At 63.7% G+C, this 20,402-nt stretch carries 16 protein-coding genes; 9 read left to right on the top strand and 7 right to left on the bottom strand.

The window, feature by feature from the left end:
• Nucleotides 1-142 precede the first annotated feature (142 nt).
• The 4 genes from CV770_RS35820 to ctrA form a co-directional block, all read right to left on the bottom strand.
• Nucleotides 143-1,303, bottom strand: coding sequence for a glutathionylspermidine synthase family protein (locus CV770_RS35820; protein ID WP_104465697.1), 1,161 nt, complete (start codon nucleotides 1,301-1,303; stop codon nucleotides 143-145).
• Nucleotides 1,304-1,306: 3 nt separating this feature from the next.
• The gene (locus CV770_RS43600) at nucleotides 1,307-1,708 is read right to left on the bottom strand and encodes a hypothetical protein (protein WP_104465698.1); all 402 of its coding nucleotides are present in this window, start codon (nucleotides 1,706-1,708) and stop codon (nucleotides 1,307-1,309) included.
• Between the two features lies 1 nt (nucleotide 1,709).
• Nucleotides 1,710-2,114 carry a DUF350 domain-containing protein gene (locus tag CV770_RS35830; RefSeq protein WP_104465708.1) on the bottom strand — a complete coding sequence of 135 codons (405 nt, stop codon included), beginning with the start codon at nucleotides 2,112-2,114 and terminating at the stop codon, nucleotides 1,710-1,712.
• Between the two features lie 183 nt (nucleotides 2,115-2,297).
• The gene (gene ctrA / locus CV770_RS35835) at nucleotides 2,298-2,999 is read right to left on the bottom strand and encodes a response regulator transcription factor CtrA (RefSeq protein ID WP_008138878.1); all 702 of its coding nucleotides are present in this window, start codon (nucleotides 2,997-2,999) and stop codon (nucleotides 2,298-2,300) included.
• A 467-nt stretch (nucleotides 3,000-3,466) separates the two neighbouring features.
• Between ctrA and fliI the strand changes: the two genes are divergently transcribed.
• From fliI to CV770_RS35865, 6 genes are all read left to right on the top strand, one after another.
• Nucleotides 3,467-4,792 (top strand): flagellar protein export ATPase FliI, encoded by a 1,326-nt coding sequence (gene fliI, locus CV770_RS35840; protein WP_038972090.1) that lies wholly within the window; start codon nucleotides 3,467-3,469, stop codon nucleotides 4,790-4,792.
• 121 nt (nucleotides 4,793-4,913) lie between these two features.
• Nucleotides 4,914-5,333 carry a flagellar export protein FliJ gene (gene fliJ / locus CV770_RS35845; RefSeq protein WP_008138882.1) on the top strand — a complete coding sequence of 140 codons (420 nt, stop codon included), beginning with the start codon at nucleotides 4,914-4,916 and terminating at the stop codon, nucleotides 5,331-5,333.
• A 343-nt stretch (nucleotides 5,334-5,676) separates the two neighbouring features.
• Nucleotides 5,677-6,222 carry a sigma-70 family RNA polymerase sigma factor gene (locus CV770_RS35850; RefSeq protein WP_104465699.1) on the top strand — a complete coding sequence of 182 codons (546 nt, stop codon included), beginning with the start codon at nucleotides 5,677-5,679 and terminating at the stop codon, nucleotides 6,220-6,222.
• Nucleotides 6,223-6,259: 37 nt separating this feature from the next.
• Entirely contained in the window at nucleotides 6,260-7,315 is a 1,056-nt protein-coding gene (locus tag CV770_RS35855; RefSeq protein ID WP_104465700.1) for an anti-sigma factor, read from the top strand.
• 236 nt (nucleotides 7,316-7,551) lie between these two features.
• A complete protein-coding gene (locus CV770_RS35860; protein WP_104465701.1) occupies nucleotides 7,552-8,511 on the top strand; it encodes a helix-turn-helix transcriptional regulator in 960 nt (319 codons plus the stop codon).
• Between the two features lie 123 nt (nucleotides 8,512-8,634).
• Nucleotides 8,635-9,858 (top strand): NAD(P)/FAD-dependent oxidoreductase, encoded by a 1,224-nt coding sequence (locus tag CV770_RS35865; protein WP_104465702.1) that lies wholly within the window; start codon nucleotides 8,635-8,637, stop codon nucleotides 9,856-9,858.
• A 74-nt stretch (nucleotides 9,859-9,932) separates the two neighbouring features.
• Here the strand turns inward: CV770_RS35865 and CV770_RS35870 are convergent, their stop codons facing one another.
• The gene (locus CV770_RS35870; protein WP_161500062.1) at nucleotides 9,933-10,730 is read right to left on the bottom strand and encodes an AraC-like ligand-binding domain-containing protein; all 798 of its coding nucleotides are present in this window, start codon (nucleotides 10,728-10,730) and stop codon (nucleotides 9,933-9,935) included.
• A 285-nt stretch (nucleotides 10,731-11,015) separates the two neighbouring features.
• On the opposite strand from CV770_RS35870, the gene CV770_RS35875 reads away from it, so the two are divergent.
• From CV770_RS35875 to CV770_RS35885, 3 genes are all read left to right on the top strand, one after another.
• Entirely contained in the window at nucleotides 11,016-14,264 is a 3,249-nt protein-coding gene (locus tag CV770_RS35875; RefSeq protein WP_161500063.1) for an outer membrane protein, read from the top strand.
• Entirely contained in the window at nucleotides 14,242-15,219 is a 978-nt protein-coding gene (locus CV770_RS35880; RefSeq protein WP_245453950.1) for an outer membrane protein, read from the top strand. The genes CV770_RS35875 and CV770_RS35880 overlap by 23 nt, the downstream gene beginning before the upstream one ends.
• Nucleotides 15,220-15,676: 457 nt before the next feature.
• Nucleotides 15,677-16,399: a GrlR family regulatory protein gene (locus CV770_RS35885; protein ID WP_104465706.1), complete on the top strand. Its 723-nt coding sequence runs from the start codon at nucleotides 15,677-15,679 to the stop codon at nucleotides 16,397-16,399.
• A 1,197-nt stretch (nucleotides 16,400-17,596) separates the two neighbouring features.
• Here CV770_RS35885 and CV770_RS35900 read toward each other — a convergent pair.
• Nucleotides 17,597-17,797 (bottom strand): hypothetical protein, encoded by a 201-nt coding sequence (locus CV770_RS35900; protein ID WP_028142198.1) that lies wholly within the window; start codon nucleotides 17,795-17,797, stop codon nucleotides 17,597-17,599.
• Between the two features lie 294 nt (nucleotides 17,798-18,091).
• A complete protein-coding gene (gene flhA, locus CV770_RS35905) occupies nucleotides 18,092-20,233 on the bottom strand; it encodes a flagellar biosynthesis protein FlhA (protein WP_201760182.1) in 2,142 nt (713 codons plus the stop codon).
• Between the last annotated feature and the right edge of the window lie 169 nt (nucleotides 20,234-20,402).

A 20,402-nucleotide genomic window follows, 5' to 3' on the forward strand; every position in this document is an offset into this window, starting at 1 on the left:
CGCCCTTCGGCATCAGCGCTTCCACAAAGCTCGGCTGTCCTGTCCGCTTCACCGCCATCGATACCTCCAAGGCTTTGACCTAGGGAATCACAACTGGCGGATTACGCAACAGGCCCACAAGGGGAGAAGGGAGAAGAGCTCCTCACAAAATCGCGTGCGGTAGAAACCGCGAGTGGTTGCCGGTGATCGGGCTCTCGTCCTCGCGGATCGACAATCCGCACGGCTCATGGTTCACCAGCCAGCTTCCCACCACCGGATAGAAGCCTGAAAAATTCGGCAGCGGCGAGAGCGCCTGGCGCACAAAACCTTCGGCGCCATAGGGACCATCCTGCTCGTCGAGCGATACGCCGCCGGACACGATCGTGACGTTGGCGCCTTCGCGCGACAGCAGCGGCTTGCGGACATAGGACGTGCCGAGCTCTGCTGCTCGCGCGTCGTCCTCGAAGAACGCCGGCAGCAGATGGGGATGGTTCGGAAACATCTCCCACAGCAGCGGCAAAATGCCCTTGTTGGAGAGCACCGCCTTCCACGGCGGCTCGATCCAGCGCGTCGGTGCGTCCTTCAGCTTTGCGCCGAAGGCATCGTGGAACATCCATTCCCAGGGATAGAGCTTGAAGGCGAGCGCGATGTCGTTCTCGTCGAGATCGACGAAGCCGCCAGGCTCATCGCGCCAGCCGACCTCCTCGATGTCGAGCAACCTGGTCGAGAGGCCGGCCTGGCGCGCGGTGTCCTCGAGATAAGCGAGCGTGCCGGCGTCTTCCGAGTTGTCGGTGGTGCCGGTGAGATGAATGTGACGGCCCGCGGCGATCTCCTTCCACGCCGCGATCAAGCGCTCATGGATGGAGTTGAACTGATCGGCGCGAACAGGGACGATGCGGCGCTCGATCGCCTGCTCGAGCCAGGTCCATTGGAACACCGCGGTCTCGAAGATCGAGGTCGGCGTATCCGCGTTATATTCGAGCAGTTTTGCCGGCGACTTGCCGTCGAATTTCAAATCGAGCCGGCCATAGAGGCTGCGGTCGTCGCGCTGCCAGCTCTCGGCGATCAGGCTCCAGAACGCTTCCGGAATCTGCAAGCGCCGCAGGTATCGCTCCTCGCCGATGACGCGGCCGGCAAGCTCCAGGCACATCGCCTCGATCTCGGCGGTCGGCGTCTCGATGCCGCGCTCGATCTCGTCGAGCGTGAAGCCGTAATAAGCGCGCTCGTCCCAATAGCGTTCGCCGTCGATGGTGTGGAAGACGAAGCCGCATTGCGCCGCGGTTTCCCGCCAGTCGTCGCGCTCGAGACAGGTAATGCGCTGCATGGATCAACCGCCGCCCGAGAAGCCATGCCCGAACGAGCCGAAGCCGCCGCGGCTGACGCTGCTGTGGCCGGAATCGGACGACGTGCTCGAGGAGGAATGGCTCGAAGAATCGCTGCTGAAGAAGCTCGACCGCGACGACCAGCGCGAGCTGCTGCCGCCTGACGAGCTGCTGCCGCTGCTGCTTGTGCAGGTCGTGGTCGTCTGCCCCGGCACGGCGCCGGGTGTGGGCTCGCAATTCTGCCGCGGCATCATGGTGTAGGCGGTGGTGCCGACCGCGAGCGTGCCCATCACCAGCAGTGCGACATGGCCTGAGCGCTTCACCGGCTCTTTGGCCGGCAGCGGCAATGGCTGTGGCCGGCGTGGCCGGCGCTTGCCGAACTCCTGTTTGGACGGTTTGTCGGCCATCTCAGTAGATCATGCTGGCGGCGTTGAGCAGGCCCGCGGCGAGCGAGGACAGCCCGAGCCAGATCGCGGGCGCAAGCTCGCCGGTGGCGATCCGCGCCGACAGGTTCGGCACCGGCACTCTCACGAGAAAGAACACGATGATCTGCACGATCAGCGCGATCATCGCCCAGATCAGGCAGTCCAGCACATTGGCCGAATGCGCGATGGCACTGACCAGCGGCGCCACGAAGCCGAGCAGGCTGAGGCCGAGCGCAATCGCCGCGGCCGGCTCGTTGTCGCGGATCAGCTGGAACTCGTTATGCGCGGTGATGCGGGTATAGACGAACAGGTAGGCCACGATCGCGATCAGCCCGGTGCAGAAATAGACCAGGAAGGCGGGCAGGCCGGCCAGTGATTGCAGGATCATCGTTCCCCCATCGTGCAGCGACCATTCGTCGATGGGAGGAGGATAGCGGTTCAATGGCAGGAGGGCGATGAAGCCGCCTTCGAAGCCGCCTTGCATCCCCAAAAAACAAAACCCCGCCATTTGCGGCGGGGTCCAGGCTGGGAGGAGCAAGCCCCGGAGGGCTTGCGACGTAAACCCAGAAGATCAGGCGGGAATGCGCTCTTCGTGCTCGTGCGGCTCGCGCAGCACGTAGCCGCGGCCCCACACGGTCTCGATGAAGTTGCGTCCCTCGGAAGCGTTGGCCAGCTTCTTGCGGAGCTTGCAGATGAAGACGTCGATGATCTTCAGCTCGGGCTCGTCCATGCCGCCATAGAGGTGGTTGAGGAACATTTCCTTGGTGAGGGTCGTACCCTTGCGGAGCGAGAGCAGCTCCAGCATCTGGTATTCCTTGCCGGTCAGATGCACGCGCTGGCCGCCGACTTCCACCGTCTTGGTGTCGAGGTTGACGACGAGGTCGCCGGTCTGGATGACCGACTGGGCGTGACCCTTGGAGCGGCGCACGATCGCGTGGATGCGGGCAACCAGCTCGTCCTTGTGGAAGGGCTTGGTCATGTAGTCGTCGGCGCCGACGCCGAGACCCTTGACCTTGTCCTCGATGCCGGCGAGGCCGGAGAGGATCAGGATCGGTGTCTTGATCTTGGAGACCCGAAGCTGCTTGAGCACGTCGTAACCGGACATGTCGGGCAGGTTGAGGTCGAGAAGGATAATGTCGTAATCGTATAATTTACCGAGATCGACGCCTTCTTCCCCCAAATCGGTCGTGTAGACGTTGAAGCTCTCAGACTTCAGCATCAGCTCGATCGACTGCGCGACGGCGCTGTCATCTTCAATCAGCAAAACGCGCATGCCAGTTCCCCATAGTCGCCGCTCCTGGGCGTCAGGTCGGCCGCATTCGCGGCACTCAACAAAACGCCTTTGAACAACTGATTCGGATCCTGACAACAGATGGTTAACAAACTCTGATTCTGGAACGCAAGTCCCCCGGGTGCAATTTTTGTCGAATCGCCCTAAGGTCTTGCGCGTGAAGCAGCTTTCGTCGCCCAGCTCCGTTCAAGTTCCACTTTAAGAGACGGGCCTAACCGACTCCCGCGACTCAGCCTTCTTCTGAAGGGGAGTCACGCTCAGTCACAAAGACAGTGACGCAATGATTAATGATGCGGGTAAACACGAAGTTAAGCGCCGTTCAGAAATATGGCGAAACTTAAGGTTTTCACCGTGAAGTCCCGGGGATCGCAGGGGCGACCCTGGGGATGACCAAGGCGCGCTCCTTAATGAAGGCCCCCCGATGAAGGCTCCCCGATGAAGGCTCCCCGATGAAGGCGCTTGCCGAACAGATCGGCGACATCGACGGCATCAATATTTATGGCCGCGTCGTCGGTGTCCGCGGCCTGATGGTCGAGGTGGCCGGCCCTATTCATGCGATGTCGGTCGGCGCGCGGCTCGTGATCGAGACTGGTGCCAACCGTTCGATTCCCTGCGAGGTGATCGGCTTCTCCGGCAACAATGCTGTCGTGATGCCGTTCGCCGGTCTCGACGGCGTGCGCCGCGGCTGCAAGGCCGTCATCGCCAATGCCGCCAATCTGGTGCGGCCGTCGTCAGCCTGGCTCGGCCGCGTCGTCAACGCGCTGGGCGAGCCGATCGACGGCAAGGGGCCGCTGCCGCAGGGCGCATCGCCGATGCCGTTCCGCAATGCGCCGCCGCCGGCGCATTCGCGCAAGCGTGTCGGTGCCCCGCTCGATCTCGGCGTGCGCGCGATGAACACCTTCCTCACCTGCTGCCGCGGCCAGCGCATGGGCATCTTCGCAGGGTCCGGCGTCGGCAAATCGGTGCTGCTGTCGATGCTCGCGCGCAACGTCGACGCCGCGGTCAGCGTCATCGGGCTGATCGGCGAACGCGGCCGCGAGGTTCAGGAATTTCTGCAGGACGACCTCGGCGAGGAGGGCCTCGCCCGTTCGGTCGTGGTGGTCGCGACCTCCGACGAGCCGGCGCTGATGCGCCGCCAGGCGGCCTATCTGACGCTCGCGGTCGCCGAATATTTCCGCGACGAGGATCAGGACGTGCTCTGCCTGATGGACTCGGTGACGCGCTTTGCCATGGCCCAGCGCGAGATCGGCCTGTCCGCCGGCGAGCCGCCGACGGCCAAGGGCTACACGCCGACCGTCTTCACCGAGCTGCCGAAACTTCTGGAGCGCGCCGGACCGGGCCTGGGGGAGGGCGCCATCACCGCGATCTTCACGGTGCTGGTCGACGGCGACGACCATAACGAGCCGATTGCGGACGCGGTCCGCGGCATCCTCGACGGCCACATCGTGATGCAGCGCTCGATTGCCGAGCGCGGCCGCTACCCCGCCATCAACATCCTCAAATCCGTCTCCCGCACCATGCCGAAATCGGCCGACCCGCAATTCTGGCCCGTCATCCAGAAGGCGCGGGCGGTGATGGCGACCTATGCCGACATGGAGGAATTGATCCGGCTTGGCGCCTACCGGGCGGGCTCCAGCCCCGAGGTCGACGAGGCGATCCGCCTGCACGAACCGCTCGAGGCGTTCCTGCGCCAGCGCAAGGACGAAAATGCGTCTCTGGCGGACGGCTATCGCCAATTGGCGCAAATCCTCGGTAATTTGGAAACGGAACGCTAACTTTGTCCCGTCATCATCCCATCCCACAGAGTAGCAGAGCCGGTCTTGGCCCCAGTCGGGCCTGTGGGGAGACCGGTGACGTCCCACGTGCAGCGAGGGGACTTCTGGGGAGTATGAGTCGATGAAGTCACGAGATACCCTCATCCGCCTGAAGAAGTTTCAGGTCGACGAGAAGCGCCGCCGGGTCACCCAGATCGAGACCATGATCGCCGACTTCCAGCGGATGTCGACCGATCTTGAACGCGAGATCACGACCGAGCAGGAGCGTGCCGGGATCAACGATCCCTCGCACTTCGCCTATCCGACCTATGCCAAGGCCGCCATTCAGCGCCGCGAGAACCTGACCCGCTCGGCCGACGAGCTCAAGGGCCAGCTCGACGAAGCCAAGGCCGCGCTGGCCGAGGCCTTCGAGGAGCTCAAGAAGGTCGAGCTCCTGGACGAGCGCGACCAGGCCCGCGAGCGCGCCGAAGAGAATGCCCGCGAGCAGGCCGACCTCGACAGCATCGGCCTGATGCGCGCCCGCATCGGCGCCGTCGCCTAAAGACACGGCCAGCGGCCAAACCGCCGAGAATTTTGCCAAACCCGGACCCGCAAGGTCCGGGTTTTCGCATGTGCTATCCACAGTGTGGCGCCGCACCCCTTGGTGGACGGCTTGGCCACGCGCTATGGTGGTGGATGGTTTACCTCGCCCCGCTTTAAGGGGAGAGGTCGGATCGCCCCGGCGACGCGTAGCATCGTCCGGCGCGATCCGGGTGAGGGGGACTCTCCGCGAGTCCGTCTGTGACCTCCCTTGCGGAGACTCCCCCTCACCCCGACCCTCTCAGGGCGAGCGTAGCTCGTCCCGACGCCGCAGGCGGGGAGAGGGAGGAAGGTTGGGGGACTGAATGCTGACGCCAGCAGAGCTGGTCGGGTTGATCGAGGCGGTGGCGAAGGGCGATCAGGCCGCGTTCGAGCGCCTTTACGCCGCCACGCGCGCGAAACTCTATGGCGTCGTGCTCCGTATCTTGCGCCGACAGGATCTCGCAGAGGAGGTCATTCAGGAGACCTACGTCAAGATCTGGAACAGTGCGGGCCAGTTCAATCCGGCGCTGTCGTCGCCGATCACGTGGATGGCGTCGATTGCGCGCAACCGTGCGATCGACATCGTGCGCAAGAAGACGGAAATCTCCATCGAGGAAGAGCCTCAGGCGATGGAGGTCGCGGCCGACAGCCCCGATCCGCTGGCGCGCCGGGAGATGACCGAGGAGTTGAAGCGGCTGCTGGAATGCGTCGGCCGGCTCGAGCCCGACCGTCAGCGGCTCGTGCTTCTCGCTTATTACAACGGCTGGAGCCGCGAGCAATTGGCGGAGAAATTCGCTGCTCCCGTCAACACGGTGAAGACGTGGCTCCGGCGCAGCATGCTGGATATCCGGGAGTGCCTCGGACTATGAGGGTTTATACTGTGAGGATAGTTCTGGACTGCATGTGATGGCCTACTCGGAGGACCATATCGCGCTCGCCGCGGAATATGCGCTCGGTACGCTCGAGGCCGATGAGCGCGCACAGGTCGAGACCATGATGGCGGTGGACCCGGCGTTCGCCGACATCGTGCAGGCCTGGGCCTATCGGCTCGGCGCCCTCAACCAGATGGTCGGCTCGGTCGAGCCGCGGCCGATCGTGTGGGAGAACATCAGGTCCGAGATCGCGCGCACGGCCCTTGCGCAGGAGCCGCCTGTGCTGGCCGACGTCGCACCGCCGCCAGTCCCGCCCGTCGAAGCCGCGCCGCCGGAAGCGCCGCTGGAGCAGGTGCCGCAACCGGAGCCGCAGCCTCCCGAAGTAGAGCAGCCCGAGCCGATGCGCTCCGGATCCGATGCGATTGCCGACATCGCGCCGGTGTTCATGCCGCAGGTCCATGCGCCCGATCCCGAGGTCGTCCGGACGCCGCAGGTGCCGGTCGCCGACGACACCAACGTGATCCGCCTCGAGGGCCGCGTGAAGCGCTGGCGCTCGATCGCATCCGCGGGCGGCGCGCTCGCGGCTGCGCTGCTGGTGACGCTGTCGCTTCAGATCTTCCTGCCCGACGCGCTGCCGGGGGCTTTACGTCCGGCGCCGCGCATCCAGACGGTGGAAGTGAAGACGCCGGCCGCGCCGCTCACCGCCGCGGCGCAATATGTCGCGCTGCTGCAGGGCCAGGGCGGCGGCCCCGCCTTCATCCTCACCATCGACGGCGCGACCAAGAACTTTACCGTGCGCAAGGTCGGCGCGACGCCGGAGCCCGGCAAGAGCTTCGAGCTCTGGCTGATCTCCGACAAGCTGCCGCGCCCGCGCTCGCTCGGTGTGATCGGCGCGGGCGAATTCACCGCGCGTCCGCTGCTCGCCTCCTATGATTCCGAGGTCGTCAACGGCGCCACCTATGCGGTCACGGTCGAGCAGGCCGGCGGCTCGCCCAACGGCCAGCCGACCTCGGCCCCGGTGTTTTCCGGCAAGCTGATCGAGACCGTGCCGCCGTCCCAACCGCAGGCGCCCGCCCCGGCGAAGAAGTAGGCGACGTAGCCCGGATGAGCGAAAGCGATATCCGGGACCACCGTCCCCGCATGTCGCTTCGCTCATGCAGGCTACAAGCCGCGCCCCTGTCGCCACGGTCCACCCTGCCGTCGCATCCCGACAAGTCGCCTTGAATCCGCCCCCGGTTTGAACCTTCACCCCTTTTGCGGCGTCAAATCCCCGGAATTTGCAGTCGGCGCCGCCGATCGCGGAGCCGAAGAGGGGCTAGAAATCAGATGGATGCAGCGAAAACGCCCGGCATCTTCGTTCACCAATACACCGGACTGCCGCACGGCCCTGCGTTCGAGCATTGGCGCGAGCGGGCCTTCGGGGCCTGCGGCCTCGATATCGGGCCGAGCCATGGCGACAGCATCGATTGCCGGCTCCAGATCAGCGTGGTCGACAACGTCGCGCTCGCGATTCCGGAAGGCGCCTCCGCGCAATATTCCCGCACCCAGAGCCACCTCGCCGACGGCAGCGACGACCTCGTGCTGATCGCCGCACATGCCGGCCTCGTCCGTGTCGGGCAGAATGGCCATACCGTGGAGCTTGCGCCCGCGCAGATGGTGCTCGTCGACATGAGCATCACCGGCACCGTCGGTCACACCGATGAGAACCGCTTCACCACCATCCGCATGCCGCGCCGCGCGCTGCTCGACATCAATCCGCGTGCCGAGGACAAGCTGTCGCAAGTGCTCAGCGACGGTGCGGTCGCCGAGACCATCTTCCGCTACCATGCGCTCGCCGCCAATCACGCGCCGCATCTCGACGCGGTGGGCCAGCGCCTGACCGCGCAGCATATGGTCGATCTGGTCGGCCTCCTGCTCGGCACCGATGCCGAGCATGCAAGTCTTGCGCGCGGCCGCGGCCATGCGGCGGCGCGGCTCGACCTCATGCGCGCCGATGTGATGGCCGCGCTCGGCCGCAACGATCTCTGCCTGTCCGAGATCGCGACGCGCTCGGGCTTAAGCCCACGCCAGGCGCAACGCCTGTTCGAGCAGGCCGGCACGACCTTCACCGAATTCGTGCTGGAGCAGCGCCTGCTCCAAGCGCGCAAGCTGCTCGGCGATCCCCGCGCCAGGGCGCGCAAGATCAGCGACATCGCGCACTCCTCGGGCTTTTCCGATTTGTCCTATTTCAACCGTGCCTTCCGCAAGCGCTTTGGCGCGACACCGTCGGAATTGCGCGAGGCGTGAGCCGCGCCCCGGTTTCGTTCTGCGGATCACAGTTGGCCCATTCGCGGCGATGAGCTATATCTACCTGTGCGGGTAGACCGCTCGATCGCTTGTCGTTCCATTGGGAAAGTGCAGTCAACGGACATGGCGCGTATCGTCGTGCTCGGCGCCGGATTTGCAGGCCTGTGGGCGGCCATCGGTGCCGCGCGCAAGCGCGACGAGATCGGTGCCGTCAGCGACATCGAGATCTGCCTGATCGATCGCAATCCCTATCACAACATCCGTGTGCGCAATTACGAGGTCGATCTCAGCGAGGTCGCGATACCGTTGCCGCAGCTGCTCGATCCCGTCGGTGTCAGTCACGAGATCGGCGAGGTCGAAGCCATCGATCCGGTCCGGCACGAAATTTCGCTGGTCACGAGCAGCGGCGAGCAGGCGCTTGCCTATGACCGCCTGGTGCTGGCGCTCGGCAGCGAGGTGATGCGTCCCGACATACCAGGCCTCGCCGAGCACGCCTTCGATGTCGACACCTATGTTGCGGCGCTCCACCTCGAGGATCATCTCGTCTCGCTCGGCCGCAGCGCGCCGTCGCCAGGGCGTTCGACGGTGGTGGTGGTCGGCGCGGGCTTTACCGGCATCGAGGTCGCGGCCGAGATGCCCGACAGGCTGGCGCGCGCGGGTATCACCGGCAGCCGCCGCATCATCCTGGTCGATCCCAACGCCGCGGTCGGCGCCACCATCGGCACGCCAGCGCGTCCCGTCATCGAGACTGCGTTGGCCGCGCTCGACGTCGAGACGCGCCTCGGCGTGCGCGTCGTATCGGTCGAGGCCGCCGGCATTCGCTTGAGCTCCGGCGAATTCATTCCGACGCAGACCGTGATCTGGTGTGCCGGCATGCGTGCGAGCCCTTTGGCGGCGAGCTTTCCGGACGCGCGCGACCGGCTCGGGCGTCTGCTGGTCGATCCCTTCATGCGGGTTGCGGATGTCGGCGGCGTGTTCGCGGCCGGCGATGTCGCCTCCAGCGTGGTCGACGGGCTGCATCCGACCGTGATGTCCTGCCAGTTCGCGCGTCCCATGGGCCGCTTCGCCGGCCACAATGTGGTCGCCGATCTCGCCGGCCTGCCGCTGCTGCCGCTGCGGATCGACTGGTACGTGACCGTGCTCGATCTCGGCGGCTGGGGCGCGCTCTATACCGAGGGCTGGGATCGCGAGGTGAGGGCGACCGGCGCGGCCGCGAAGGCGACCAAGAACATCATCAACCGCAAGCGCATCTATCCGCCGCTCACCGGCAGCAAGGATGAGCTGTTCGCCGCCGCTGCGCCGACGGTGCAGGCACCGCCGCCCACCTATGGGGCGCCGCGTCGTTGAGCTGCCTCGTGGGCCTGACAAGCGAAGCGACGAAACGAAGGTGGCGGGTGGCCCGGTCGGCTGCGCGCTTTGACTCATTGCAGACCTTGTTGGTCAGCGATCATGATCTCGCTTCTCGGAGCTCCGAGGACCAGCGCGACCAAATCGATCAGATGCGTGCTGACGTTATCCTTCAGCACCGGGTCGGCATCGATATCGGAGTCGATGACGATGGCGAGATAGCGCTCCAGGTGACGCAAGGCCGGCGATGCAGCCAACGGCTTCACGGCAAGGTCCTCGAAATTCGGCAGCCGCTCGGCCAGCAGCACGCGCGGCACCGTGACGCAGCGAATAGCGACCGGCCCATCGTGCTGCGCCGCGATCGGCGCTGCGTTGGTATAGAGCATCGCCTGCCCGACGCCACGAATGGCTTCGCGGCCCTCCTGCTGGATCAGCGTACTCGTACCGTTGAGCATGGTGCCGATGATGTAGTCGCCGCGGGTATCGGCTTCGACGTGACGCTGGGTACGCATTGCCGTCTGAATATTGGCGTCAAGCTGGCTGACCGCGATATCGCCGAATTTCAGGAATTCGGAGCGCGAATAAAACGGCGCATCGGGAAAGAACGAAATGTCAGCCGCGCACAAATGATCGGTGAACAGGTCGAGCCACAGCCGCTGGCGCGCACCTGCGTCAAGCTGAGCAGGAAGCTGATCCGAAGCGAATACGACCTTGGACATCGTTGCACGGCAAAGCTGTGAATGTAACCGGATACCGCAGCAGAGTTGATCGCCGCGCAAGTGCGTCGTGTGCGGTAAAGCGCCGCACGCTCTGCCGGAACTGATCGACTGCGCGTACCAGTCCAAGTCGGGCGCGCCGCTGTCAAACTTCATTCTGCCTTGAACCGGCGAATGTATCCACCGAGCAACATGGATTCCGAAAAGGCTCGACGACGCGGGATTGTCCAAGTCGGGTGCAGGCCAGGACAAGAAGCCGATGCGGTGACGTGTCAGTAACTTAGCCATCAAACGAAGGCGGCTCGGGCGTGGTGCGCGACGCCTGGAGACGGGCGGCGGTTCCTGAGATTCTGGAGCAGTTGCTTTGGAATTGGAATGTTGGGGGATGGGTTGAAAAAGCTGACATCACTGACGGGCGCTTCATTGGCTGGCGCCTCGATCATGGTTTCTGCAGGAGCTCTGGCCGCCGACCTCACTGTGAAGGCGCCGCCCCGACCGGCTTGGGTCGATAGCTGGGCCGGGCCTTATATCGGCGCTTATTTAGGCGCGGGCGCCGGGCGTGTGACGGAATCCTCGACGGGCAGTTTCGGTCGCGGTTCTGTCTCGACAAACGCCGGCGTGGTGACGTCGAGCTCGACCTTGGTCGGAACGACTGCGAGCAATCTTGCGGGCGACGTGACCGGTTCGATGGTCGACCTGTTCGCGGGGTATAATTGGCAAGCCGGGAATATCGTGGCCGGCGGGCAGGTTGAAGGCACGATCTTTTCCGATGTCGCCCTGAAGCCGTTCGGCAACCAGACGTTCAATAGCGTCAGCACCAACGTGCTGCTCGGCGTGGTGACGGGGACAGCCGCCGGCTCGGCGACTGTGCAGAGCAATCAGCAGCTGCGCTCGCGGGTCGGGCTGATCGGCCGACTTGGTTTTCTCGCGCGTCCGGACCTGCTGCTTTATGGACTCGGCGGCATTGAGCTCGGTCACTTTACCTTTGCCGACAGTGCTGATCCTTTCGGCGGCGACAACAACAAATGGGTGGCCGGCTACACGGTCGGCGCTGGCGGCGAGTTGAAACTGACCGGCAACTGGTCGCTGCGCGGCGAATATCGGTACCTGAATTTCGGCTTCAACCGGAACGCGTCCGCCAGCGCAACCGCCAACTCGGCGACGGGCGCAACCACGTTCGCGTCGACCAGCAGCGAATCATCCTCGACGCGTACAAATGCCGATTTCCACCTAGCCAAGATCGGTCTGGTCTACCAATTCGGTGATTCCGGGCCGCTGTCCGCGATGGCGGCGCTACCTCCAGCGGGACGCGGGGCTTCATTCGCAAACGCCTGGGGTGACAGCTGGGCTGGCCCCTATGTCGGGGCTTACTTCGGCGCCGGCGCCGGGCGGGCAAGACAGACCTCCACGAGAACCGACAACGAAGGCAGTGTCAGCATCCCCGGCGGGTCGTCCGCAAGCACGCAATCGGGATTCGGCAATCTCGCCGGCGACGTGACCGGTTCGATGGTCGATCTTTTCGCGGGCTACAACTGGCGAACCGGCAACGTCGTGGTCGGCGGGCAGGTCGAAGGCACCCTGTTCAGCGACGTCACCACGAGGACGGTCGGCAACGAGGCAGTCAGCTCGGTTTCGAGCAACAACGGCGTCGTCACCTCGACAACCTCAGGGACGAACAGCATCCAGGACCGGCAGCAGTTGCGCTCGAACGTGGGCGTGATCGGCCGGGCCGGTTATCTGGTGACACCGAATGTGCTGCTTTATGGCCTCGGCGGTCTGGCGCTGGGGCACCTGACCTATCCCGACAATTACCCCGACTCGGAAGTGCGTATCGGCGGCAAGAACGGCAAGTGGGTGGCCGGTTATGTCGCGGGCGCGGGTGGCGAGGTGAAGCTGACAGACAGCTGGTCGCTGCGCGGCGAATACCGCTATATGCATTTCGGATACGACCGCAACGAGCCGTCAGGCAACTCGCAGACGTCCGTATCGGGGGGCGGCACCACCACGTCCACCAACAGCTCCGCCAACGGGCGGCATATGGACGCCGATTTCCACGTCGGCAAGGTCGGCCTGGTCTATCAATTCGGAGCGTCAGGATCGCGGTCGGCGATGGCGGCACTGCCGGGCTCGGCCTGGAACGACGGCTGGGCGGGACCTTATATCGGTGCCTATTTCGGCGCCGGCGCAGGACGTGCTGCGGAAACTTTCGCGAGGAACACCAGCAGCACCAGTACGATCACCATCGTCGGGACCACGACGTCCACCAGCACCCAATCGACCGCCGGCCGTCCCGTCGGCGACACGACCGGCTCGATGGTCGATCTCTTCGCGGGCTACAATTGGCGCGGCGGCAATGTCGTGGCCGGCGGCCAGATCGAGGGCTCGGTGTTTTCCGACGTTACGCTCAAGACCATCGGCCCTCAGACATTCTCCACAGTCAATACCTCGAACGGAGCTGTCACCTCGACGTCTTCAGGCTCGCAAACCGCGGCCAACCAATTCCAACAGCAGCTGCGTTCGAACGTCGGCGTGATCGGCCGGGCCGGTTATCTGGTGACGCCGGACGTTCTGCTTTACGGCCTCGGTGGTCTGGCCCTGGGACATTTCACCTACGCTGACGGGGACTTCAGCAGCGGCGCCGACGGCAAGTGGGTGGCCGGCTACACGTTAGGCGCCGGCGGCGAGGTGAAACTGACGGGCAACTGGTCGCTGCGCGGCGAATATCGCTATACGCATTACGGCTTCGGCCGCAGCGAAACCGGCAACTTCGCATCGAGCTCGCAATCGACTGGATCCTCCAGCACCTCTGTGTCCGCCGACAGCAACACTCGTCAGATCAATGCCGACTTCCACACCGGAAGGATCGGCATGGTCTACCGGTTCGGTGAAGGAGGAGCGCGCTCTGCCATGGCGGCGCTGCCTGGTTCTCCCAGTGACCACTGGGCCGGCCCCTATCTCGGCGCCTATTTCGCTGCCGGCGCAGGCCGCGCCCGACAAAACCTCGCCTCGACGGCCGACTCTGCCCAGCAGAATTTCACCGGCGCCGTGCTGACGACGGATTTCGTCGGCAACTCGGCAACCCGCGGCAATGCCGTCGGCGACACCACGGGCTCGATGGTCGATCTGTTCGCAGGCTACAATTGGCGAGCTGGCAATATCGTGGCCGGCGGTCAGATCGAAGGCACGCTATTCTCGGACGTTGCGTTCAAGACGCTCGGCGCGCAAACGAGCAATACCCGGCAGGTTCTCAACGGCGTCGTGACCACAAATGTCAATCCGGCCACGATGCAGGCCAGCGAGCAATTGCGTTCGAACGTCGGCGTGATCGGCCGGGCTGGCTATCTCGTGACCCCGAAGCTGATGCTCTACGGTCTCGGCGGCCTGGCGCTGGGTCATTTCACCTTTCCCGACCCCGGCAACGTCAACGGGCCCAATGGCAAGTGGGTGGCAGGCTATACGGCTGGCGCGGGCGGCGAGTTCAAGCTGACTCAACGTTGGTCGCTGCGCGGCGAATATCGCTACATGCATTTCGACATCGACCGTAGCGAGACACGCACCAGCTCGAGCACGCAGATCCAGGGGGCGACGACCATTCTCAGGTCCAACGCGGACAGCACCTTGCGAAAGACCGGGGCGGACCTCCACATTGCGAAGATCGGTGCTGTCTATGGCTTCTGCTATTGCGACTAGAAGCGCGGCGGCAAACGCGCATGCAGATGGTGGTTGCGATCACCTCTATGAATTAGGTCGGCGAAAAGCCGCTCGTCGATCGTTCCATGGGTGCGCCGCCTCTCGGCGCAATTTGAGGGAAGTCATGAAATTCATTGTCTCCGGTACTCTCCTGGTCTCGGCTCTCTGTCTCTCCCACGCCGTCTCAGCGGCCGATCTCGGCAGGGCTTACACCAAGGCGTCGCCCTCGCCGGTCGCATTCAGCTGGACCGGTTTTTATGCCGGCGTGCATGGCGGTTATGGTTGGAGCGATCCGACCGCGACCTTCGATCCGGGCGCGCTCGCAACCGGGACGGTGCCCGGCTATGTCGTGACGGGCGGCACCGGGCCTTTCTCGCTGGATGTGAGTCCGAAGGGTGGGTTCGGCGGCGGTCAGTTCGGTTACAATTGGCAGTCCGGCACATTCGTGTATGGTCTGGAGGCGGATGTCAGCGGCGCGGCCATTCGCGAGACGGCAAGCCGTCCCTTCAGCGTCACGGGAACGATTGGTGGCGACAACGGCGCCTTCACCGGCGCTTTCAATCTCAAGCAGGAAATCGATGTCTTCGGCACGGTCCGCGGGCGCATCGGTTATGCAGCGAACAACCTGCTGATCTACGGCACCGGCGGCTTCGCCTGGGGGCATGTCAAGAACAGCATCTTCACCTCCAACCTCGCGACCCCGAATATCGCCAATTTCAACGGCTTCTTCCCGGCATTGACGCGAAGCGCGTTATCGTCGGACGTTCAGGTGGGTTTCTCCGCGGGCGGCGGCATCGAATGGGCTTTTGACCCGCGCTGGACGTTCAAGGCCGAGTACATCTACATCAATCTGGGAAAATCGAACAATAATGCTCTTGCATTCCCTGGAGCGTCCTTCACGGACACGGAGGTTCAGCTTCACACGGCCAAGGGTGGCATCAACTATCGGTTCTGATTGAATTGATTTGGTGGTGCTTAGTGCAGCGGCGGCTTTGCACCCACGATCTTTCCTTGTTCCAAGGCACGTGTTTCGAAACGGCAGGGATGATGTTTTGGTAGTGAGGCTGGTCATTTCAAGCCCGGAGTCCTTCCAATCCCGCGTCCGCTTCGAGACGATTGGAGACGCACTTGCGTCCAATTTGGAGCGAGACAGGACTGAATTTCACCCAAAGAGGGCGCACGCGGTGGTGGCTGGGCCATCGTTATTACTCTTGAAGCCACAAGCCAGAATATGAAAGTAGCGTGACAGCTGAGCGCCAGCTTGGCACTCCGGGCTCATCGCACCAGATTGCAATCTCGAACCGAGAAATTGCTTTGGCTGGCCCCACCTGTATAAACAAGCACATGCTCCGCCACTATGGTCGCAGTTGAGCCGCTGAGCAGAAAGGAGTCCGAGTCGATCGGTGTGCGGGATGAACGAGTTATCAGACGCTTTCGACGGCCTCTTCAAAAGCGAATTTTCGATCAACCAAACGGTTGGCCGGAGCGTCACGTACGTTCGCGGGGGCAAGCTGTTGGGGGGCAATTCAGGGTTTGCTCATATTGGGAATTACCACGTCGACGGAGACTCAATCCGGGTCGATGTGACCAGCCGACGACACAATTTTGGCGCCGGTCATCAGTCTTTACTCGGTTCCGACGTTTCGTCCATTTCTGTCGTCGGAAGGGCGGTTGGTAAAGCGTTTCACTTCGAGGGCGGTTCCCCGCAGGTGCCCGGTGCCGTCTTTCGATCCATCATGACCCCGCTGAATGAAAGCGACCTTCCCCCGCCCGGGATGATTGGTGAAGGTGGCATTTCCGACGGATTGTACTCCATCCATCTGAAGATTTTGGACGGCGTCCCCGGCGGCCTGACTGGCGTGATGCTATTGAATAACGGCCGCATCTTGGGCGGCGATGCTTTCTTCTACTATCTCGGGTCATATTCCTCCTCCAACGGTCGATGGAGAGGGCAGATGGTCAATCAGGAGCATACGCCAGCGCGCGGCGAAGACCCGGTATTTGGCGGACACGAGATTGGAATTGGTTTTTCGGGGACGTGCGATGCGAAGGGCGGTATCCTCGAGGGCACGGCCCTTGCGGGCAAGCGCAGCATCAGGTTCGAAGCTCGTCTGGAATTGATCAGCGCTGCTTAGGGCGCTTCAAGCGAAGTGGATATCGCGTTTTCTTCACGCGAACCGTAAAAACAAGAATCTAGAGCTTCGGTTCTGATTCAATCAGAACCGATAATGCTCTAGGGAGACGCGAAAGCGATGGGCGCAGCCGCCGGGGCGAGCCTTCTAGAATCCAGGGAAGCCACACAAGCCCTTGCGCTGCCCGACGGGCAAAACACCCAATTGGTCGGTCAATCCGCGTTGCCGAAAATATTCCACTTTACCGAAATTCGGAAATGACGTATGTGTCGCGGCAACCCGGCCCAAGGAAGAGGGGCGTATCGCGATCGTCACGAACGCGGGCCGGGCGGCGGTGGACGCAGGTGACATCGGCGCGAAGAGCTTCGCAGGGCGGAGAGCCGTGAGCGAAGACCTCGCGCACACGACCGGTGTGATCCGCGTACGGCAAAATCGTGTCGTCCTGGCGCCCGGGGTCTGTGCGCCAAGTCTTGTGGTGATGGATGTCGTCCAACCGGACCCATCCGTCAGCCATCCGCAAGGCGACGGGGGCAATAGTGCAACGCTCCCCGGGGAGAGCACGACATAAGCCGTAAAGCCACTGCGCAGGGAAGGCCGGGATGTCCTGGCTACACCTGTATGCCGCTGTGCAGATTCTTGTTGCCACCTTTCGCACAGTGGACCGTGGGTGCCCGGCCGGCACCCGGCCTTCCCTGCGCCCTCTTTCAATTGAGGGTGAAGCGGCAAAGCAAAGCTCGGGCGAGATGAGTCGCGAGGACGCGAAACGGTGTCTGCGACAGCCGTAGGATATTAGAGCACTTGCGAAACCCATCATGCATCCGCGCAGAAAAAAGCTGATGGGTTTCGCTTCGCTCTACCCATCCTACGAGGACTGCGAATGATTAAGCCACGCTATCACCCCGCACTCCGTCATTGCGAGGAGACCTTGCGACGAAGCAATCTCAGACTGTCTCCGCGGAGGGATTCTGGATTGCGTCCGCCTTCGCCAAACGCTTCGGCGGACAAGTTCGCAGCGTTAGCAATGACGAGCTTAAGGCGTGTGCGTCCTAAATCAAACCCTACCCCAGACATGAGAAAGCGCCCGTGGGGGGCGGGCGCTTTCTGTAGTCGACTTGGGGTTGGGGTCGTCTACATATCCACGTGGCGACTTTGGGGGGCTGGTAAAGAGCCGCGTGAATTCACAAAACTCGTCAGATCTCCTTAGCGAACGAGGGACGCATTCGCGCTGGTGATAACAACCGGCTTGTCGGCCTTGATGACGCGGGCGGTCTGGGTCAGACCTTCGTCCGAACCCGTGCGTGCCGTGATGCCGAGGCCCGCCACCGCGATCCCCGCGACGAGGGCGACGACCACGACTTTCAAATGGGTCGCGCGATCTGCGCTGTAGATCGAGTGGTTCATGGAAGCCTCCTGCCGCCATCTACCCGAAGTAGTCGCCGGCCATTTCAGGCAGGTTCATGCTTCCGGTGCCCAACAACCTAGTATTGGGGGGATTCGTTCCCAAGAGGCCATCACAAGAGCGTGACAGGACGTGAAAGATCGCGATCAAAAGCGATCCCTGATCGTACATTTTTGTAATTATTTCAAAGCTGTAATGTGCTTGTCAGGCGCCTTGTCGAGGGTTGGTCCACAAGGCGCCAGGAACTCAAAAACCATTTGCCTGTGGCTGAAAAACACACGGCTTCTTAAGGCAAATCAGATGCTTCCGACCGTTTTCAACCTCGCCCTGGGGTGGATCTCCGCCTGCGACAGCACCGTCGTCTGGGCCCGGAACCGCTCCACCAGGGACCGGACGAAGGGACGAATTGCCGCAGAGGTGACCAGCACCGGCGCCTCGCCTTCGCGGGCGGCGCGCTCGAACGCCTCGCGCACGCCGGTCATGAACTCCGACAATTTCGAGGGCTGCATCGCAAGGCTGCGCTCCTCGCCCTGGCCGATGATGGATTCGGCAAAGGCCTGCTCCCACCGCGCCGATAGCGCGATCAGCGGCAGATAGCCGGCATAGGAGGTGTTCTGCGCGCAGATCTGCCGCGCCAGGCGGGCCCGGACATGTTCGACCATGGTGGCGGGATTGCGCGAGAAGGCCAGCGAATCGGCGATGCCTTCGAGGATGGTGGAGAGATCGCGGATCGAGATGCGCTCGGCGAGCAGCAGTTGCAGCACGCGCTGGATGCCGGAGACCGTGACCTGTCCCGGCACGATGTCCTTGACCAGCTCGCTCTGCTCCTTCGGCAGCTCCTTGAGCAGCTTCTGCACCTCGCCATAGGACAAGAGGTCCGACATGTTGGCCTTGAGCAGCTCGGTGAGATGGGTCGAGAGCACGGTCGCGGCGTCGACGACGGTGTAGCCCTTGAGCGAAGCCTCCTCCTTGAGGCTGGCGTCGACCCAGGTCGCGGGCAGGCCGAAGGTCGGCTCGGTGGTGTGGATGCCGGGCACCTGAACCTGGCTGCCGCCGGGGTCCATGACCATGAACTGGTTCGGCCAGATCTTGCCGGTGCCGGCGTCGACCTCCTTGATCTTGATGATGTAGGTGTTGGCCTCGAGCTGGACGTTGTCGAGGATGCGCACCGCAGGCATCACGAAACCCATCTCGATCGCGAGCGAACGGCGCAGCGCCTTGATCTGCTCGGTGAGGCGGTCGGTGCCGTCGGGGCCGTTGACCAGCGGCAGCAGCGCATAGCCGAGCTCGATCTTGAGGTCGTCGATCTTGAGCGCCGCCGAGATCGGCTCTTCGGCCGCAGCAGCGCCCGGTGCGCCGGGCTGGCCGGCGACCGGCGCGGCCATGGCGGCTTCCTCGGCCTTGACGGCGGTGCGCTTGTGGTTGCGGGCGTGCCAGGCCAGCGCGCCGGCGCCGGCGCCGAGCGCCAGGAAGGGGATGGTCGGAATGCCCGGCAGGGCGGCCAGCACCAGCATGACCGCCGAGGACATCGCGAGCGCCTGCGGATAGCCGGAGAACTGCTTCATCAGCGCCTTGTCGGCGGCGCCGGAGACGCCGGCCTTGGAGACCAGCAGGCCCGCTGCGGTCGAGACGATCAGCGCCGGCACCTGCGTGACGAGGCCGTCACCGACGGTCAGCAGCGTGTAGCTGCGCCCCGCATCGGCAAAGGACATGCCCTGCTGCGCCACGCCGATGATCATGCCGCCGACGACGTTGATGAAGACGATCAAAAGGCCGGCGATGGCATCGCCGCGGACGAATTTGGAGGCACCGTCCATGGCGCCGAAGAAGCCGCTCTCGTCCTCCAGCTCCTTGCGGCGGTGCTTGGCGACCTTCTCGTCGATCAGGCCGGCGCCGAGGTCGGCGTCGATCGCCATCTGCTTGCCCGGCATGGCGTCGAGGTGGAAGCGGGCGGCGACCTCGGCGATACGGCCCGAACCCTTGGTGATGACGACGAAATTGACGATGATCAGGATGGCGAAGACGATGATGCCGATGACGAAATTGCCGCCCATCACGAAGTTGCCGAAGGCCTCGATGACGTGACCGGCGGCGGCCGTGCCCTCGTGCCCGTGCGACAGGATCAGCCGGGTCGAAGCCATGTTGAGCGACAGGCGCAGCATGGTCGAGATCAGCAGGATGGTCGGGAAGGCCGAGAATTCCAGCGGTGTCTGGATGAACAGCGAGGTCATCAGGATCAGGATCGACAGCGTGATCGAGATCGCCAGGAACAGGTCCAGCACGATCGCGGGCAGCGGCAGGATCAGCACCACCAGGATGGTGAGGATGCCGAGCGCCAGCGCGATGTCGCCGCGCTTGAGGACGTTGACGATCTCGTTGAGGGAGGGAATCGAGGGCCTTGCGGTGCCTACGCCCTGTCCCGCGGTGACGTCGACCATGGTAGCTGCCTCCCCGCGCGACTGCCGTCCGCGCGCCCCAAACGTCTGCGCGGCGGCCGAAGGGCCGCCGTTCCGAAAGTGAGGCACCGCACTGGCGTCCACGGGAGCTCCCGTTCTACGCGGCTGACGACACTCGACTTCACCCGGCAATTTTTGCCCGTTGTATGGT

Origin of the sequence: Bradyrhizobium sp. AC87j1, assembly GCF_002936975.1 — a bacterium.
In the GTDB taxonomy this organism is placed as follows: Bacteria; Pseudomonadota; Alphaproteobacteria; order Rhizobiales; family Xanthobacteraceae; genus Bradyrhizobium; species Bradyrhizobium shewense.

What these genes read in the sequence shown, in the direction of transcription:
- CV770_RS35885 (WP_104465706.1), top strand. Translation starts at nt 15,677, where the DNA reads ATGAACGAGTTATCAGACGCTTTCGACGGCCTCTTCAAAAGCGAATTT.
- CV770_RS35880 (WP_245453950.1), top strand. Translation starts at nt 14,242, where the DNA reads ATGGCTTCTGCTATTGCGACTAGAAGCGCGGCGGCAAACGCGCATGCA.
- fliJ (WP_008138882.1), top strand. Translation starts at nt 4,914, where the DNA reads ATGAAGTCACGAGATACCCTCATCCGCCTGAAGAAGTTTCAGGTCGAC.
- CV770_RS35850 (WP_104465699.1), top strand. Translation starts at nt 5,677, where the DNA reads ATGCTGACGCCAGCAGAGCTGGTCGGGTTGATCGAGGCGGTGGCGAAG.
- CV770_RS35860 (WP_104465701.1), top strand. Translation starts at nt 7,552, where the DNA reads ATGGATGCAGCGAAAACGCCCGGCATCTTCGTTCACCAATACACCGGA.
- CV770_RS35865 (WP_104465702.1), top strand. Translation starts at nt 8,635, where the DNA reads ATGGCGCGTATCGTCGTGCTCGGCGCCGGATTTGCAGGCCTGTGGGCG.
- CV770_RS43600 (WP_104465698.1), bottom strand. Translation starts at nt 1,708, where the DNA reads ATGGCCGACAAACCGTCCAAACAGGAGTTCGGCAAGCGCCGGCCACGC.
- CV770_RS35870 (WP_161500062.1), bottom strand. Translation starts at nt 10,730, where the DNA reads ATGAAGTTTGACAGCGGCGCGCCCGACTTGGACTGGTACGCGCAGTCG.
- CV770_RS35900 (WP_028142198.1), bottom strand. Translation starts at nt 17,797, where the DNA reads ATGAACCACTCGATCTACAGCGCAGATCGCGCGACCCATTTGAAAGTC.
- CV770_RS35830 (WP_104465708.1), bottom strand. Translation starts at nt 2,114, where the DNA reads ATGATCCTGCAATCACTGGCCGGCCTGCCCGCCTTCCTGGTCTATTTC.
- fliI (WP_038972090.1), top strand. Translation starts at nt 3,467, where the DNA reads ATGAAGGCGCTTGCCGAACAGATCGGCGACATCGACGGCATCAATATT.
- CV770_RS35855 (WP_104465700.1), top strand. Translation starts at nt 6,260, where the DNA reads ATGGCCTACTCGGAGGACCATATCGCGCTCGCCGCGGAATATGCGCTC.
- ctrA (WP_008138878.1), bottom strand. Translation starts at nt 2,999, where the DNA reads ATGCGCGTTTTGCTGATTGAAGATGACAGCGCCGTCGCGCAGTCGATC.
- CV770_RS35875 (WP_161500063.1), top strand. Translation starts at nt 11,016, where the DNA reads ATGGTTTCTGCAGGAGCTCTGGCCGCCGACCTCACTGTGAAGGCGCCG.
- flhA (WP_201760182.1), bottom strand. Translation starts at nt 20,233, where the DNA reads ATGGTCGACGTCACCGCGGGACAGGGCGTAGGCACCGCAAGGCCCTCG.
- CV770_RS35820 (WP_104465697.1), bottom strand. Translation starts at nt 1,303, where the DNA reads ATGCAGCGCATTACCTGTCTCGAGCGCGACGACTGGCGGGAAACCGCG.